This window comes from Nostoc sp. PA-18-2419, assembly GCF_005869855.1.
GTDB lineage: Bacteria > Cyanobacteriota > Cyanobacteriia > Cyanobacteriales > Nostocaceae > Nostoc.
This window is the reverse complement of sequence record NZ_SZNH01000038.1, coordinates 1-18,424: the sequence shown is the minus strand read 5'-3', so window position 1 is coordinate 18,424 and position 18,424 is coordinate 1. Positions and strand designations below refer to the sequence as shown.

Here is an 18,424-nt window from a genome sequence, read left to right as displayed (position 1 = left end):
TTAGGTGCTACGTTGGCATAAAAAATGATGATTAGTAATTTCAAAGCCGTTACTAAGTAATACTTCGCGTACTTGACTACTTAACAAGGCAACAAGTTCTGCTTCACCTGCCCCCACTGCTGCATTCAAAGGATCGCCATGAATAGCGTTGGCGTTCGCGCAGGGTCTGGTAGAGAAGCCCGCCGTAGGCATCGCTGGATGAGAGTAAATCTCCACGACGTTTGCTTGAATTTTAGGTATTAATTTAAGTAAATAATCCTCCGTAATTCCACCAGTTTGTAATAATCCGTAAACTCTTTGGGTAAAGTTAATGCCTTGGGACTTTAACAGTCTTTCACCATACCGGCGTAGTCTGCCAAATACTCCTGACCAAACTAGCTTTGTCAGCAGATGACTGCGATTAATTCTCAGGGTCAACCCTAATTCCTCGCTTGGAAGACGAATAGCTTTAATCTTAAACTCTGGTGCCAGGTCAACTAAAATACGCAAAACCACTGGATGGATATGCATGTGCAAATGTCCATCCACATGAGAAAGAGGCAAACCAGTAGAACGATATTTTTTTAACTGGGCGCGAATTTCTTGCCGCAGTTCTTGACGAGTTTGCCTGACAAATTGATAGCGTAACCCAGCGATGGCGGGATTGTTTGAAAAGTTACCTTGTTGGTCAACTAAGTGAGGAATTTCCTCCGGCGGGAGGACAGACCGTCCACATGTCAACACAAGATGTAGACCAACAGCCAGATTTGGGTGGGCACGTGCCAAGGTGACGGCCTCTTGGGCAGCATCAGCGCTCACCATCAAGCTGGTACTAGTTAGCACTCCTTGGTCGTGTGCCTTGATAATTGCTTGATTAACTCCTTGAGAGAAACCAAAGTCATCACCATTGATAATGGCGAATCGCTGCGCTTGCATATGTTTTGGATTTTTAAGGTTGTGATAATTGAGCTATTGAGTCAGACTGACGCCGAGGTATGAGTGTAAGAGTCTTTAAGGCAATTTTGGCCAGGTTTGGCATTAGTTGTGGTTGGAGTAGTTCTTTGTCAAATACGCCAAGTCGTCGCGTATTTTCTTGCAAACAAGTAGATAACAATAACTCTGGGGTTAAATTATCTATAAAGTTGCTGGCGCCGATGGCTGTGAAACCCTCTTGTTGTTCTTCGTTAGAACCACTAAAAGCTTTAACTTTATCTTGTAAGGCTCTGCTGTAATGTAAAACAGCATTGATTCCTCGCAACCAATTGTTTTTGCCTTCTTGAATTTGTAGGTAAGTGATCCAATTTATAAAGAACATAATGTGACGAGCTTCTTCATCAAGAACCGCATCGAAGATATCAAATAATGGTTCTGGAATATAACTAATATGACGCCGAGCAAGTCCGAATAAACCAAAGGCTAAAAAAGAGTCAAGACATTCACCAAAGCCAAAGTCAAGGAAAGCTGTTTTGATATTACTAGGAAGTACAGGTTCAGGAGGCGGATAAATTTGAATATCGTACTGATTGATGAGAAACTTAATTAGTCTACCGTGGCGAACTTCCTCCACACCTTGTAAAGCGATCGCTTCTTGTAATAAAGGGTCGCTAATTGTGTTTGCAAACGCATTCACCATTACTCCAGCCTCTAGTTCAGTATTGAGTGCTTCTCGCCAAAATGGAATACTTTGCAAGGTTAAAAGAGCTTCATTATCCAGAGTCGGCCAAGGAAGGCGTTCCGGCTCGTAGTCCAAGTGACTTTCTATAAAGCTACGGCAAAAAAGTTCTTTGTGTTCTTTAGTTCCTATTTTCATGGCTGAAGAATTTTTTAACTTTTTGACAAGTAATTGGACAGAATTAATTACACAATTTCATGGCGCTCGGAATGACTGTAAATATTTTTATTCATTCACTTATTTGACTGATATCATTTACCAAAAATAATCATACAGATCCAAACCCAGGAACCCAAACTAAATCAGACTTTCTTAATTACGAATCACGTTAGCGAGTCTTCGTCCCTTGCGCGTCTCGCAGAGAGCGTCATTGCGAATTACGAATTGGTATGGTTATATCAATTCCTGGAAAAAACAACCACTGATTCTGGTTTCGCAGTTGCTTGGGTGCGACGGTCTTTTAAATAGGAGAAAAATTCACGTCCCTCACGCAGGCGGCGAACTAACATTTGGGGATCGTTGAGCATTTCGCTAACAATTGGGATGATAGCTTTGGGACGGAAATAGAACTTACGATACATCCTCTCAACTGCATCTTCAATCTCAGCACCGGAGAGATTTGGATATTGCAGCGTGGACATTTGAATTCCGGAACTAGCAACTAAGGAATTGTTGCTAAACCAATTATTTTCCTTTGCTTGACGATAAAGTTCTGTTCCAGGATAGGGAGCAGCGATAGAAACCTGAATTGTATGAGGACTAATATCGCAAGCAAAGCGGATTGTTTCTTCAATTGTTTGTTGGCTTTCGTCGGGCAAACCAATGATAAATGTGCCGTGTACAGTAATGCCAAGTTTATGACAATTTTCCATAAACTTCCGTGCTACTTCCAGCTTGATTCCTTTTTTAATTCCATCAAGAATTTGCTGATTGCCAGATTCAAATCCTACTAACAGCAGGCGCAAGCCATTATCACGTAATTTTTTGAGAGTGTCATAGTCAAGATTTGCACGGGCGTTACAACTCCAAGTTAATTTGAGTCGCTGCATGTGTTCGCTAATAGCGATCGCCCGATGTTTATCAATAGTAAATGTGTCGTCATCAAACATATATTCTCGCACTTTGTCGCCGAAGATAGCTTTGGCTTGTGCCATTTCGCGCCCAACAGCTTCTGGGCTTTTAGTGCGGTATAAATGTCCACCAATTGTTTGCGGCCAAAGGCAGAAGCTACATTTTGCCGGACAACCCCGCCCAGTGTAAAAAGAAATGTATGGATGCAGTAAGTAGCCAATAAAGTATTTTGTAATATCTAAATCTCGGTGATAAATCGGCAATACACTGGGCATAGAATCCCAATCGTGAATCAAGGGGCGGTCTTGATTATGATGGATATTACCGTGGCGATCGCGGTAGCTTAAACCTTTGATTTCCTCCCAAGCTTTATTTTCTGCTAGTTCCTTGCAGGTATAGTCGAATTCGTGGCGACATACAAAGTCAATAATTGGGTTTTCAGCTAGCGTCTGCTCTGGTAATACTGCAACATGCGCTCCAATCAAGCCAATCTCGATATCAGGTTTTTGAGCTTTGATTGTCTCGGCAAACTTCACATCGTTAGGCAGCGAAGGTGTGCTGGTGTGCATGATAATTAACTCGTAATCTCGAGCTATTTCCATGACATCTTCTACTGTTTGATCGTGTGGTGGTGCATCTATCAGCTTACTACCAGGAACAAGGGCTGCGGGTTGCGCCAGCCATGTAGGATACCAGAAAGAAGTAATCTCGCGCTTGGCTTGATATCGGGAACCTGCACCACCATCAAACCCATCGAAGGAAGGAGGACTGAGAAACAAAGTTTTTTTCACAGGTATTTTCCCTCATCTGTAGTTCGGACGTTTTACTTAAGACTTTTTTAGGAGCAAACCTAAAAAGCAGCATAGCCGATCCCAGTCATAAATCATTAATTAATGATTACTGTCAACCGTCAACTATTAACGAACTTTGGTGAGGATTTTTTGGGAATAAAACGAAGCTGATTCTTCATTTTTGGCGCAATCTTGGGCAAATTTAATCAGATGATGTCCTACAAGTCCAACATGAATCAAGTTCTCAATCTCACCTGCTTTCAGTGCTGGTTTAGCCATTTTCCAGAAGGTTTGACGATAGTTACTAAATACACCTATCCGCAGCAAAATATTGATTAAATAGGTTAAACCTTTGCGAATATTACCCCCAGAAGTACGAGCCGGGCTGTTAGGAACTTTGATCCGGTTTGGATAAGTATGTTCCATATTGTAGGCGAACCGCTGATATAAAAATTCTGGCTCATAAGCTGTAGTGATGCAGCGCCGCCACATCTCGACAACTTGCTTATAGGGCATTAAAAACTCAACATTTGATTCGCGGCTTTCATCAAATACAAGTCGCCCTTCTGTTTCTAACCTGCGCCATAAAGGAGTTCTTGGTAGTGCATGAAGTAGGTTAATTGTCAACATGGGAATTTGGGACGCTCGAATAAATTCCAGAATGCGATCGCCTGTTTCTGGTGTATCTGTATCTAAGCCGATGATGATTCCCGATACGACTTCCATGCCATAGCTATTTAAAATCTGAATTGCTTTTAAAATTGGCATACTCAGATTTTGGTCTTTGGAAATAGCGTGGAGAGCCTGTGGTTCCGGTGTTTCAATGCCGCAAAAAACTGTGCAGAAATAAGCTTCGCGCATCATTTCCAGCAGTTTTGGACTTTGAGCGAGGTTGAGGGTTGCTTCACAAGCAAATTGGATGGGGTAGCCATTGCGTTTTTGCCAATCAATCAGGTGAGGAAGCAACTTCATGGCGGCGCGGCGATCGCCAACAAAGTTATCATCAACAAAATACACTGCTCCCAAATTACCTGATTGCCGCATTGCATCTAACTCAGCGACAACTTGTTCTGGTGTTTTCATCCGGGGATTGCGTCCATAGAGTTCTGGAATATCACAAAACTCACAACGATAAGGGCAACCACTGGAAAACTGCACGTTTGCCAGGAAATAATCATCGATATTCAACAAATGGTAAGCTGGTGTGGGAAAGTCCGTTAGGGGTAAACGTTCCTTGGTTTCAAAGCGAATTTGTGCTTGGGGACGTTGGCAGTTTTGGTCTAGATACTCGATTAGGCGATCGGTTGCGTCTCCTAATTCACCCAAATTTAAAATATCAAACTCTGGATAATATTCTGGGCAACCAGATACAGAAGGGCCGCCAATAACTGTAATTTTGCCGGCTCGATGGGCAAGTTGATTAATTTGATTAATCTGTGGTTTTTGGATGTGCATTCCACTGACAATTACCACATCAGCCCATTGATAATCAGCCTTAGTTGCTGATTTGACATTCTCATCAATAAACCGGACTTCCCATTCTTGAGGTAAGTAAGCAGCCACAATTAAAATACCCTGGGGTGGCATAAAAGCCCGAACATTACCCATCAGTGGGTAAGCGTAATGAAATGTGCCAAATGAGCGGCTATATTTAGGAAAGATACAAAGGATACGTCGATGATGTTGGGGAATGTAGCGGTTTTTTTGAGTATTAGATGCGGTTTTTGACTCAGCCGCAATATCGATTGAATTCTCTAAAGACTTTAGATTTACAGTCATTGCAAATTTCACCCCGAAAAACTGAGCAGCTAATTTAACAATTTACTGATATAACTCAGATGTAATTCCAACTAGCTTACCGCGTTCTTTCAGAAATTTTTAACTGTAATATAGAAAACTTACCTGAAAACTGCCGATTTACTTAGTCCATAAATAACTATCTTGAAAACAGGGCATGGGGTATTGTCGCGGCGATCGCTTCCTTGCAATCGAGTCGCAAGCCCAAAAAGCAAACATTCCCCTAAGAGCAAGCTCTTAAGGGTTGGGGGTGGGGTTGAAGCGTGTTTCATCCAAACGAGAACCGCTAGCTGCTATCAGCGCCAAAGACTTGATTTTATGGGCTTTGGGGGTGATGCCAATATTTGTAAGCAGCGTATGCCATAGTCACGACTCCGGTGATAATCGCAGATTCATCGACTTCAAACAAGGGATGATGTAATGGGTGGTTAATGATTCTTTCTTCGTAGCCTACACCCAAGCGAAACATTGAACCAGGGGTGTGTTCTAAATACATAGAAAAATCTTCAGAACCAAGGGAGGGTTCGGGTAAAACTTGGACGCGATCGCTACTCCAAGCTTCTTCTGCGGCTGATTGCAATAATTGAGTCAGAGCATAATCATTCTGCACGCTGGGGACGCCCTGACGATAATTAACTTGATAACGTGCCCCGTAAGGACGGCAGACATTAGCTACAATATTTTCAATCCAGTTTGGCAGATGCGCGCGGGTTTCGGGATGGAGCGATCGCACTGTTCCGAATAACTGCACTTTATCAGCAATTACATTCGGCGCTCTACCACCATTTATCTTGCCAATGCTCAACACTACAGGACGCAAGGGATTCTGTGTCCGGCTGATGGCTTGTTGCAATCCAGTAATAATTTGAGCCGCAATCCAAATCGCATCAACCGCTTCATGGGGACGCGCTCCATGTCCAGATTCGCCAATAATCAGAATCTCTAAATCATCAGCAGCAGCAGTCAATGCCCCATAACGTACCCCAATAGAACCTGCGGGTATAGAAGGGAAAACATGAACCCCTAATATAGCTGAGACGTTTTCCATCGCCCCATCTTTCATCATCCAGCTTGCTCCTTGGGCAATTTCTTCGGCTGGCTGAAATAAAAACCGCACTTTACCACCCAACTCCTCTGATATTTGGGACAGCACCATCGCTGTTCCTAACCCCACTGTGGTATGGACATCGTGACCGCAAGCGTGCATTATACCAGCAGCACGAGAGGCATATTCCAAATCAGCGCCCTCTTGAATTGGCAAGGCATCCATATCGGTGCGAATTGCCAATAAACGCTCATTTTGGCTAGTATTTTGCAGTTCTCCAATGACGCCTGTTTTACCAACTCCTTCTTGCACATGCAAACCACTCGAAGACAAAACACCAGCTACAAAGGCAGCTGTCTGGTACTCCTGACCGCTGAGTTCTGGGTGAGAGTGAATGTGGCGGCGAATTTCAATTAATCGGGGCGCTAGTTTTGCTGCTAAGTCTTTAATATGGGTAAGCATTGATATCAACTAACTCTACAGTCTTGCTTCCATCATAAAGAAATGTTAACAAACAAAAAAGTAATATATTCTTCAGGTATGGGGAATTGGGAATGTTGATTGTTGAGTTAGGAGTTATTCTCCGTATCTCTCCATCTCCCCTTATCCCCAGAGGAAGCCCCACCTTCCCCACCTCCCCACTCCTATTTCCCGTAGCAAGTTGTGCCTGGAGTATTCTCAGGTCTAAACTTGTTACATTCCCTGACATTTGGACGCTCTAACGACCAACCGTAAGGTTTGTCAGAGGTAACAATACCATTACTCAAAGTTGTTAGTCGGTAGTTTGCCGCCCGAAAATTGGTATATAGCAATTTGGCATCCTTTAAGTTTGCCGCTTCTAAATTGGTGCTCATGAAACCGGCATAGGACAAATCGGCTTTTTCTAAGGATGCTGATTTCAAATTTGCACCCGTTAAGGAAGCACCACTGAGATTCGCCGAATTGAGAATAGCACCTTCTAAATTTGCACCTGTGAGATCGGCATTCGTGAGATTAACTTGAGATAATGTCGCACCGCTCAAGTTAGCCCCTCGCAAAACTGCTCCACTTAGATTTAGTTGAGTTAGGTCAGCACCACTTAAATCGCACCTGGGACAAGTTTTTGTTGCCTTCAACTGTTCCAAATCTTGCACGTTTGATGCAAAGGTCTGCCCTGTAAAGCCGAAACAAGCTAACAGGACAACGGTAGTGACAATCTTAAGTTTCATATTTGTTACAGATATTTACAAAGATGACAAGTAATGTAGACTGGGTACTGTCATCGTTACATATAAGACATGCCAAGTGAATAACCGGAATGAAGCATTGATTAAGAAGCGATGAATATCCGATAAATTCTTGCGGTAAGACTACTCAAAGTGAAATCTAGGTTATACAATCGAGTCGTAAGGAACTATACCGAACTATTTATAGACTACCACATATGCGATCCCCCTAGCTCGAAAAAAAAACGACTAGGGGGATCTTGTTTTTAGGTATTTAACAAGCAGTGGAAAGTTAAGGATTAGGAGTTAGGAATTTTCCCCTCTTGTACCCCTATGCCTCCTTATTCCCAATTAGCGCCACCCCAAAAAACGCAACCCAGGCACAATTAAATAGAAACTTACTCCTAACCAAAAGCTGAGAAACCAGCCTACAGAACCAAAAAAAATCAAAGGCTTGTATAACTCTAGCCAGCTTGGTTGACTGGAAAATTCCAAGATCCGAGGTGCTAACTTCAAAAGAATCAAAGCTGTATAGCCGATCGCACTACCAAAGGCGGCGAACACAGCGTACACTAGATGATGACTGCGAAGTCCCAAACTTAAGGTGAGCAAGCAAACTTCCACTAAAATCACTGCTACTAAGCCTTCGCCGTTGTCTTTTGGTGTAATTAACTGCAAAATTAACCAGCCAAAGCCGTAGCTAATCATCCCCATTATTGAGGCTACTAAAAACCGCCGCCGTTGACCAAAACACCCCGATACTGTTAGTCCCCATGCGGTTCCCCAACCTGCGACTACAAAGACTAAAATATCTGCGCCGAAGGTGGGTTGAGTATTTGGAACTAATTGATTTATCTGAATTGAAAGAAATTCTACAACCCGACGCCCCAAGCTTGTACGATAGGCCAAAATAAAACCAGCGATCGCACCAAAACAAGCACCAACAGAAGTTAGCATTATCGCCCAAATTGTCGCCAAACAAGCTTGGAGAATTTTTAGGATTATTTGAGCAATAAAAATAATCGTTTGACTTAAAGCTTGGCTAAATTGAGCTAAAACTTGTTCAACAGCTTGTGTTAACAGTGTAAATTTCTGAGAGGCTTGCTTAACATTGTGCCGCAGTTGCGATAACCTTGGCGACGGTAATGGTTGGGAAATCTTTGCTAGGCGTTTTTGAATCATAGCTGCATTTAGTGGGCGCGATCGCACATCCTCCTGCACCATCTCATCGAGCAAGTTTGCTAACTGCGGGTTGACATTCACTTGAGTTCGCCACTGCAACTTCCCAGTTTGCCCGTCTTCCAACTCCGGGGGATACTTACCTGTTAGTAGTTCAATTATCGTTCGACCCAGAGCAAAAAAATCGGCACTCGGTCCCACAATTCCTCCAGTCACTTGTTCTGGTGGACTGTAGCCAGAAGAAAATAACCGCGTGGAACTAGACCGAGAACGCAGTTTGGAAGCGCTGACTTGTTTTGCTCCGCCAAAATCAATTAAGACTAAGCGATCGCTTTTTTCTTTTCCAATCGTGGCTATAGCTGGTGAAGAGGTATCCAGCATCAAATTAGAAGGTTTAATGTCTCGGTGAATAATTTGACGTTTGTGTAATTCCTGTAAAATCTCTACAGCTTGGGCGAACCAGTTTAAAACCAAATTCTCCGGACAGCCTTGGGGATACTTCTTTAATATCTCCTCTAAAGTCTGCCCATTGATTTTTTCCATTACCAGACAAGGTAATTGGTGCGGTTTKGGATTGAACAAATTTACTTGAAAATACCCATCGGCATCAACTTTCGGCACACCCGAATGCTGTAAGCTAGATAAAACCGCCGCCTCTTGAGTAAATAATTCCAGTGCTTTTGGTGAATTTTCCACCAATACTTTCAGCACTTTCTCGGTTTGAGTTTTTTCATCCCAAACCGTATAAATTTCCGCAAATCCTCCCGACCCCAACCGTTGAACTGGGATATAGCGGTCTAGCAACTGTAGCGGTGCGCCACAGCTGTTACAAAATTTGTTTCCCCAAGGTTGAGGATAAGGACGTTGACAATCAGGATTTATGCAGTGAACCGCACTCTGGTTGATGTGGGACACAACCGCTACAATACAAAGGCTGACTTGATTTTAGCGTTTCTTTAGATTTCGTGATTTAAAAACAGCGAAGATGTGAAATAGCCCAATTTCCAGTCTAAAAAGTTTGTAGTCAGTTTTGGGAATCATCAAGACAAGATTCTCTTAAATATATTTAAAAGCTTGACGAATCCTCATAAACTGTTACCTACTTCGTCTTCAATTACAACATCTCAAGAATGGTACACCTACTACAAAGCCAACGCTGAGTTTCAATTAGACATTCCTTGGGCGCGTGGTGCAGAAATCGCAAAGGAAGACAAAATAAAATCGCAGATTCGTTGAGAGCTTGGCAATTGGGTGAGACATCAGATGGGTTGCACTTGTTAGCTGCTAGCAAAAACTATGCACAAGCTATTCAAGATTTTAAATACATTAATGTAATTCAATTGTTTATCAAGAAAGAACAACGTCATGGAGGCGATTTAGGACGGTTTCTCGACTTGGCTGAGATTCCTCGCTAGCGCAATTGGAGTGACACGTTGTTTCGTAAAATTCGCTATGCAATCCCAACAATGGAGATTTGGACAACTCCGGTAATTATGGTTGAGACTTTACCACTGGTTTATTAGAGACCATTTATAAAGTAAATCTTAAGTAGGGTGTGTTATGGCTTGTGCCTAACACACCGTTTTATCTGGCGGTGCGTTAGGCGCTAATATTAAGTTTTTCATGAAAACTAAATCGAAAGATGCGCCTAACACACCCTACAATAATTTTAGTTTTACTTTATAAATAACCTCTAAAAAAGTCTATCTGCTCAAAGTGGATACTCCCACTCTGACTGGCTTTGTGTTTGGACTTAGTATAATTAACTAATTAGGTGATTATGAGCGAAGATCAAAGATTCAATCATCCCTTTCATATGTATAATGCTATTTTTGCACAGCCTGAATCTTTTGCTGAAGCTATTAGGCGAAATAAAAATCAAATCGACCAAGTTGCAATTAAAATTGCTTCCTGCCAGCGACTATTTATAGTAGGTATTGGCACTTCATATCATGCTGCTAAAGTTGGTGAATATTTGATGCGAACATATTGTGAAGATTTATTTACTTATGCATGCCACTCTTTTGATTTTTTTCTGTATGGACCAAAGTTAAATTCAACCGATTGCATTATTGCGATCAGCCACCGAGGTAATAAAATTTATACTTTGAAATGTTTAAATCAGGCTAGAGAATTGGGTTGCTCTACTTTATTTATTACTGGTGAAACAGCACAGAGTGGACTATTAGAAAATCTAGATAAAAATTTTACATTTCAGACAGTTCCTCAAGAAAGCTCATCTGCCCATACAGTCAGTTATATCGGTACTATTGCTATTTTAGCATATTTATCTGGGCAAATTGGCTTTAATCAAACCAATAAAATCCTACTTTCAGAAGAGTTTTTACTTAATGATATTCCTCAAAAGCTAAAGATTATACTTGATAGAGAAATACAAATGAAACAACTCGCTAATGAGTATTTTAAAGCTCGACGTTTTTGGTTAGTTGGAGGTGGAGAAAATGCTATTACTGCACATGAGATAGCTTTAAAAATCAAAGAGACTTCTTATTTGCAAGCTGAAGCTATGTCAATTGAAGCTATTCTTCATGGTCCCTTACAATGTGTTGAAACAGAAGATTTTTTTATATTAATTGCTCCAACAGGCAAAGCCCAGAAGCGAGTTATCGAGTTATCAAAATTAGTCCAAGAAATTGGTGCTCATTATATTATGATCATTGACCAACCAACACAAATATCATTACAAAATTCTGAAGTTGATTGTATTGTACCTAAAGTTCCAGAACCTTTTACTGCTTTAACATGTTTATTACCACTGCAACTATTTGCTTATTATCTAGCTTTAGCAGTAGGTACAAATCCCGATGGATTTCGGCTTGAAGACCCACGTTTTGCAAAAGCACGTAGCCTTATAAAATTGTAGTGACTATATGAAGATTTCCAGCTATTGTATTGTGTGACGATTGGTGCCAGATCTGCTATCTTTGCCCCATGAACCAGACCACTCGGTAAGTCCAATTTTATCTTATGTAGTAAGCTACATAATTTCACAAGTTCGTAGCGAAAAAAATTACCTTAATTAAACCTTTGGTTTAAATTTCAACCCTCAATTCACCACGAATTTATGCAAAGTTGTACTTAGAGAATGATACCTAAAAAATGGGATGTGCCATCTGTCATAGCATTTCACAAAATATTTGATACAAATGATTGGTCCTGAAGGGGTGACAAAGGGGCTGAAACGGAGGAAATAGGGAAGAGTGATCGTTTTGGGGTAAAAAAAGATAGGTCAGTATTCTCAACAAGACCTATCAAATGATAATCTTCGCTAAATTCTACCAAAACTGCGCTCAAAATCTACTAACACCTGCACAATACAAGATGCTAGAAATCTTGGTTCTGCTATTGCAATTTCATAAAACTGTGACGATAGAGAAGCTGTCATCTGTATTTCCACAACCAATAAAATTTGAAAGCCGACGACGGAGCATTCAAAGGTTTTTACTACTGCCCCAGTTGTCAATTGAGTACCTATGGTTTCCAATACTCAAACGATGGATAAAAAATAGCCCTGCTTCTAAGAATAAAAAACTAATATTTGCCATAGATAGAACACAGTGGCGTGGAGAAAATGTGTTTGTAATTAGTTTGATTGAACAAAAAAGAGCAATACCTGTGTACTGGCTATTGTTATCCAAAAAAGGATGTAGCAATTTAGGTGAGCAGAAAAAGTTAATTCGTCCATTGTTGAGGTTGTTTAAGGAATATGAAATCCTAGTATTGGGAGATAGAGAATTTCATAGTATTAAGTTAGCAAATTGGTTACATAGTAAGAACATTAAATTTGTACTGCGTCAAAAGCAAGGCACTTATATTCGACAAAAAAACCAGTCTTACCAACGTTTACAATCCTTGGGGCTAAATCCTGGTATCTCGTTCTTTCTGACGGGTATTCAAGCTACCAAACAGAAAGGTTTTACTAATTTTAATCTAGCCGGATAWTACAAGCGCAAATACCGTGGTAAGCTTGAGCCTGCGGGGTGGTTTTTGTTAACGAACCTTGATAGTCTTCCAGATGCCGTTAAAGCATTTAAGTTGCGGAGTGGCATCGAAGCTATGTTCAAAGATTGTAAAACTGGTGGTTATAATTTGGAATCAACTCACGCAACTGGACAACGATTAATTGCACTAATTTTATTGATTGCAATCGCCTACACAATTGCAGTTTTAGCTGGTCGCAAATCCCAAAAAATGGGGTTACAACAATATGTTGGTCGGCTTCAAGAATTAAAGCGTTATACACGCCGACATAGTACTTTTTGGATTGGATTATATGGGTGTTTATGGGTAGGTGCTATGGAGTTCTGGTCAGATTTGGCGATCGCACTTGTGCATCTCAAGCCTGGTAAACTACCCTATTTTCAACGGGGTCTACGTGCTATGACCCTTATTCAATCAGCCCTCTAGCCTCCTTGTCACCCCGTCAGTGATTGGTCTTTAATTCTTTCCCCCTGCCCCCTGCTGCCATTTGCATCAATTTTAAAGTGAAACGGTATCAGCATTGGGGTATTGAAAACAAACGGTTTTACACAAAGCTGTACTACTTTAAAAATTGCTCCCTAGCTGTCTGGCTATAAGTCGGGCAAATAATCCTTCTTGTGCAATCAATTCTGAAAACTTACCCACTTGCACTACATGACCTGCGTCAATTACATAAATCCGGTCTGCATAACGAATTGTGCTGAGGCGATGGGCAATCACTACTCTAGTAGCATTTAACTGAGCTAAACTTTCAGTTACGATCGCCTGGGTGCGGTTATCGAGAGCGCTGGTTGCTTCATCCATTAAAATAATTTTGGGCTTGGAGACTAGCGATCGCGCAATCAATAACCTTTGCCGTTGTCCACCTGAAAGATTATTACCACCCTCAGCGATTATAGTATGCATTCCCATTGGCATTTGCTTAATATCATCAGCCAAGCCTGCCATTTGTGCTGCTGACCAAGCTTCTTCAACAGAAACCAAAGCCCCAGCGGTAATATTATCAAAAATTGAGCCTGTGCCGATTTTGCCATTTTGCAGTACCACCCCCAACTGTCGGCGTACAGCTTGGAGTTCCATCTCTGCTAAGTTTTTGCCATCATAATAGATGCTGCCTGTTAATGGAGTTTCAAAACCCAACAACAAGCGTAATATCGTTGATTTCCCACTTCCAGAAGCGCCAACAATCGCGATAAATTCTCCTGGTTCGGCATGGATAGTGACATCATTGAGAATTAAGCTGCCATTCTCCGAGTAGCGAAAGCTAACACGTTCTAGGGTAATCTGACCCCTTAATTGACCGGGGTTAACCTTAGTTGAGTCATATTCCGGCTGCGATCGCCATATCGGTTTTGCCCGTTCCCAGATTGGTACAATACTCCAAATTTCTGATGTACTATTGCTGAGGTCAATTACTCCTTTGATAAAAATCGCTGAAGCATAATTAAAAGCAACGAATATCCCAAGTGAGAGACGTGTCTGCATCAACAGCATGGCAAATCCAAAAAGCAATATAGAATTTACCAAAGGAAGTGCTTCATTAAAAATAGAAACACCATCTTTAATTTGTTGCGAACTCGCCTTCAGCCGGATCTGCTGGCTGTACTTTTTTGCCCAAGCCGCAAATGCGCGTTCTTCTGCCATCGCTACCCGCAGCTTGGCGACACCGTTGATTAGTTGTACGCTAAGTCCTTGAATCGCGCCATCGAGTTCTAGCTGTTTTTGTGATTTCTTCACCAATAAGAAGCTAGAAATAACAGTAAATATAGCAGCAAAGATGGCTAAACCAACTCCCACAAACGCTAACTGCCAGCTGTAAATAAACATTAACACCAAGTTGAATAAAGCAAAAACTCCACTCAACAAGGTTCTTTGGGTAGCACCGCTKAGTTTTTGATGAATTTCTCTTACTGCCATCACCCGGTTAACCAAGTCACCAGAAGTGTACTGGCGAAAAAATCCTGGACTTAATCTCAGTAGCCGATCCCATATAGCTGGCTGCAATACGCTATCAGTTGCGCTTTCGATGCGAAGGGTAATAATGCTTTGGGCAATTTGAAAAGCGAACTGTGCAAAGGCGACTGCAAACAGTACTAATCCAATCTGCCAAAGCATTGCGCGATCGCTTTCGGGAATCGCATTATTAATTAAAATAGCCGTTGCTTGGGGCGCGACCATTCCCAATATCGTGCCTAGTATCCCAACTGCAAAAATATTAGCGATGTCTTTTTCATAACCCTTAATTCCAAACCGCAGCAGGTCAATGGCATTGAGTGCCACTTGGGGTAATGGTCGATACAAAATATATGCAACTGATGTCAGTGTTTTTGCGATTGACTCATTTACAGGTGTACGAGTCCGTGCTACTGGGTCAAAGATGACATAGTCTCGATTATCTGTAGGCAACAACGCCACTGGGCGCTGTTCCAACTCAGTATAAGTTAACATCGGCCCTTGGTCTTGACGCCACCAGTCGCCTGCCAAAGTAATGCGGCGAACCCGAATTTGGGATGCGCGGGCGATCGCTGCTACAGGGTCTTTAATAGCACTAAAATCATCTGCGGGTGGACGAATCTCTATCCCTAATGCTCGTCCGACTGCTCCCAATGCTACTAATAGAGGCGGTCCTTGTTCAAAGAACGTAACTTCTGGCTGCGGCTGCAATACTGTTGCTAAGTCTGAGAGTGCGTTCTCTATTACTTGCTGATTAAATTGCTCTCGTTGCTGAAACTGACGAAATTCTGCTTCTGCTTCCTTATTTGCTAACAAACTGAAGTAGTCAAAAAGATAAGTATGTAAGCATACTAAACCTATGGATATTTCTTCGTAATTTTTGATATCTGCGGTTAGTAATGTTTGTCCGATGACCGCATTTTCCGCCTCTAACCACATACCACTCGCAAGCGGAAACACTGGCGAGGCACAATTAAGTGTTAATTCCTCAACTCCCATCCAGCGAGTACTTCCTTGCTGTAACTTCACCCACACAAGTGTTTGCTGCCATAATAGAGCTTCACTTGTTGATAATGAAAAATCGCGCTCAAATGCCTCTGCAAGATTTAATGGCATTGCTAAGACTCTTTGCTGAGAACTTAGAAATTGTCCTAAATGATTTACCCAACCTTCTAAAAGTTCTCTGGCTTGAGATTCAGCTGCACTGATTGTCTTAACCAAATCAGCCGTTGACATCTGGGATAATTGAGTGGGTTCAATTGCTACGGCTACAAAACCCCATTGGCTTACTACTTCAGATGACAACGCTGCACCAAACAATGCTTCACCAGCACTGACATGGAACAGATAGCGGCGATGCTCCTCAACAGTACCGTTTTTAATAGCTGCAAACACCGCCAATGTTCCAGACTGTACTATCCAAAAAGTTTCTAGGCTTTCCAACAGTAATGGTTCGTTTGCGTGAAGGGAGTATATGGGAACAGGATTCACTTCAGGTAAAAAGGTGGCTTGGGTTATAAATTTCCAGACAAGTTTGTTGTACCCTGGTGGTCTTTTTCATTATGCATTGGTACAACCAACACTTTATCTATTCGGTTTCCATCCATATCAATTACTTCAAAGCGTAGTCCTGCCCATTCGAAATGTTCAGCCAGCAAGGGAATATGTCCAAGCTGGTTGACGATAAATCCCCCTAAAGTTTGATAGTTGATCCCTGCCCCTGGTGGCAACTTTCTGATGTTTAAAATCTCTTTAAGCTCGTCAATCGGCAATAGTCCATCTAACAACCAAGACCCATCTTCACGTCTGACTACATCGGGGTCAGCTAGCTCTTCACTAGATGGGATATCACCCACGATCGCTTCTACAATATCAGTAAGTGTAACCAAACCCTGTGTTACGCCATATTCATCCACAATTAAAGCAAGGTGAGTGCCAGATTTCTTAAATAACTCTAAGAGTTTCAAAGCCTTCATGCTTTCCGGCACATATAAAAGTGGTTTTAATAAGGCTTGCAACTCAATGACTTGAGTTGGATTTTGGGATAACAATTCTTTGGTTTGGATGATACCTAACAAGTTATCAACGTTCTCCTGACCGACTGGGAAGAAAGAATGAATACTTTCAATGACTTGGCTGCGGATTTTTGAGAGCGGATCGTCGATATCAAGCCAGACCATCTCTGTGCGTGGTGTCATAAATGCACTAACTTGTCGGTCACCAAGGCTAAATACTCGCTCTACTACATCTTGTTCAGCTTCACCCAGCAGACCCGCTTCATGGCTAGCCGCCACTAAAAGTTTCAATTCTTCAGTCGAATGAAACAATCCTTCGCCACTTCCTGGTTCTAAGCCTATCAGCTTCAGAACTAAATTTCCTAAATTATTCAAAGCTTGGACGGCTGGGCGAAATACAGCTAAGTATAGTTCTAAGAGATAGATCACCGCGAAGGCCGTTCTTTCGGTGCGCTGGAGTGCTAGACTCTTCGGAGCCAATTCTCCTAAGACGATGTGGAGAGACGTAATGATTGTGAAGGCAATTAGTACTGATAAAGTATGAGCGCTAATTTGCGATAAAGATTTCGGCAGCCAGTGGAAAGCGGGTTCGAGGAGTACAGCAACCGCTGGTTCTCCAAGCCAACCCAAACCCAAGGATGACATGGTAACACCAAGTTGGGTAGCTGCTAGATAAGCATCCAAGTTATTCACTGCCCGTTGTAAAGCTTTTGCACGGGGATGGTCTTCTGCAACCAACTGCTCGACACGACTACGGCGGAGCGCAACTAAGGCAAATTCGGCTGCCACAAAGAATCCGTTGGCTAGCACCAAGAAAATTACAGATAATAATTTGCCCGCAGTAAACCAACTCAATGGACTGTTCATGACCATTTATTATAATGAATTACAAATTACGAATTGGTATTATGCCTCTGCTACGTGAAGTAAGCTAACATAAGTTCCACCCTGCTGCCATAATTCCTCATGAGTGCCACGTTGGACGATTTTACCTTGCTCCAGCACAATAATTTCATGGCAATCACGAATTGTGCTGAGGCGGTGAGCTACTACAATACACGAACAACCACGTTCTCGCAAATTGCGGTTAATAATCAACTCAGTTTCGGCATCCAAGGCACTGGTTGCCTCATCCAGTACTAACACTGTAGGCTTTCTCACCAAAGCGCGGGCAATTTCTAAACGCTGGCGTTGCCCCCCGCTAATATTCATACCGCCCTCAATCAATTCAAAATCATATTTGCTAGGTAGTGAGGCAATCGCATCATCAATAGCTGCATCCTGGCAAGCCTGCACCAAATCTGCTTCTGACACAGTAGAATCCCAAAGAGTGATGTTTTCCCGGACAGTCCCAGCAAATAAAAAGATATCTTGTTCAACCATTGCCAACGAGTTAGCCAACACAGAACGCTGAATTTGCGATCGCCCTACACCATCAAAGCAGATTTCACCCTGCCAAGGCTGATAAAGCCCACAAATTAATTTCGCAATTGTAGATTTCCCACATCCACTCCCCCCCACAAGTGCTATCCGTTGTCCTGGCTTGACAACTAAGCTGAAATTCTCAATCAAAGGAGGTTCAACACGACTGTAACCAAAGCTGACATTTCGTAACTCAACTTGACCCTGTAATTGCCAGGGGGATGAGGAAGAAAGGGAGATGGGGAGATGGGGAGTATGAGGAGAAAGAAAATTTATGCTTCCTGATTGACCCT

At 42.1% G+C, this 18,424-nt stretch carries 14 protein-coding genes; 4 read left to right on the top strand and 10 right to left on the bottom strand.

Annotated elements, in window-relative coordinates; all coding sequences use genetic code 11:
• The 7 genes from hpnK to FCR06_RS26725 form a co-directional block, all read right to left on the bottom strand.
• Window positions 1-915: a hopanoid biosynthesis-associated protein HpnK gene (gene hpnK, locus FCR06_RS26755; RefSeq protein WP_138505181.1), complete on the bottom strand. Its 915-nt coding sequence runs from the start codon at window positions 913-915 to the stop codon at window positions 1-3.
• Between the two features lie 13 nt (window positions 916-928).
• On the bottom strand, window positions 929-1,789 hold the full coding sequence (locus FCR06_RS26750) for a ferritin-like domain-containing protein (RefSeq protein ID WP_138505179.1): 861 nt from the start codon (window positions 1,787-1,789) through the stop codon (window positions 929-931).
• A gap of 260 nt (window positions 1,790-2,049) precedes the next feature.
• A complete protein-coding gene (hpnJ, locus tag FCR06_RS26745) occupies window positions 2,050-3,513 on the bottom strand; it encodes a hopanoid biosynthesis associated radical SAM protein HpnJ (RefSeq protein WP_138505177.1) in 1,464 nt (487 codons plus the stop codon).
• A 126-nt stretch (window positions 3,514-3,639) separates the two neighbouring features.
• Window positions 3,640-5,292: a B12-binding domain-containing radical SAM protein gene (locus tag FCR06_RS26740; protein WP_138505175.1), complete on the bottom strand. Its 1,653-nt coding sequence runs from the start codon at window positions 5,290-5,292 to the stop codon at window positions 3,640-3,642.
• Between the two features lie 334 nt (window positions 5,293-5,626).
• Window positions 5,627-6,817 carry a M20 family metallopeptidase gene (locus tag FCR06_RS26735; RefSeq protein WP_138505173.1) on the bottom strand — a complete coding sequence of 397 codons (1,191 nt, stop codon included), beginning with the start codon at window positions 6,815-6,817 and terminating at the stop codon, window positions 5,627-5,629.
• Between the two features lie 182 nt (window positions 6,818-6,999).
• A complete protein-coding gene (locus tag FCR06_RS26730) occupies window positions 7,000-7,563 on the bottom strand; it encodes a pentapeptide repeat-containing protein (RefSeq protein WP_138505171.1) in 564 nt (187 codons plus the stop codon).
• 348 nt (window positions 7,564-7,911) lie between these two features.
• On the bottom strand, window positions 7,912-9,654 hold the full coding sequence (locus FCR06_RS26725) for a serine/threonine protein kinase (RefSeq protein WP_138505169.1): 1,743 nt from the start codon (window positions 9,652-9,654) through the stop codon (window positions 7,912-7,914).
• 159 nt (window positions 9,655-9,813) lie between these two features.
• On the opposite strand from FCR06_RS26725, the gene FCR06_RS33045 reads away from it, so the two are divergent.
• From FCR06_RS33045 to FCR06_RS26715, 4 genes are all read left to right on the top strand, one after another.
• Window positions 9,814-9,975 (top strand): hypothetical protein, encoded by a 162-nt coding sequence (locus tag FCR06_RS33045; protein ID WP_189523593.1) that lies wholly within the window; start codon window positions 9,814-9,816, stop codon window positions 9,973-9,975.
• Between the two features lie 11 nt (window positions 9,976-9,986).
• The gene (locus FCR06_RS33040; RefSeq protein ID WP_189523592.1) at window positions 9,987-10,154 is read left to right on the top strand and encodes a hypothetical protein; all 168 of its coding nucleotides are present in this window, start codon (window positions 9,987-9,989) and stop codon (window positions 10,152-10,154) included.
• Between the two features lie 365 nt (window positions 10,155-10,519).
• Complete coding sequence (locus FCR06_RS26720; RefSeq protein WP_138505167.1) at window positions 10,520-11,623, top strand: SIS domain-containing protein; 1,104 nt, start codon at window positions 10,520-10,522, stop codon at window positions 11,621-11,623.
• Between the two features lie 392 nt (window positions 11,624-12,015).
• On the top strand, window positions 12,016-13,167 hold the full coding sequence (locus FCR06_RS26715) for an IS4 family transposase (RefSeq protein WP_223280307.1): 1,152 nt from the start codon (window positions 12,016-12,018) through the stop codon (window positions 13,165-13,167).
• Between the two features lie 138 nt (window positions 13,168-13,305).
• Here the strand turns inward: FCR06_RS26715 and FCR06_RS26710 are convergent, their stop codons facing one another.
• The 3 genes from FCR06_RS26710 to FCR06_RS26700 form a co-directional block, all read right to left on the bottom strand.
• Window positions 13,306-16,137, bottom strand: a complete 2,832-nt coding sequence (locus FCR06_RS26710; protein ID WP_223280306.1) for an NHLP bacteriocin export ABC transporter permease/ATPase subunit — start codon at window positions 16,135-16,137, stop codon at window positions 13,306-13,308.
• A gap of 71 nt (window positions 16,138-16,208) precedes the next feature.
• On the bottom strand, window positions 16,209-17,576 hold the full coding sequence (locus FCR06_RS26705; protein WP_138505165.1) for a hemolysin family protein: 1,368 nt from the start codon (window positions 17,574-17,576) through the stop codon (window positions 16,209-16,211).
• Between the two features lie 39 nt (window positions 17,577-17,615).
• Window positions 17,616-18,424: ATP-binding cassette domain-containing protein (locus FCR06_RS26700; protein ID WP_138505163.1), on the bottom strand; the 809-nt coding region annotated here is incomplete at its 5' end.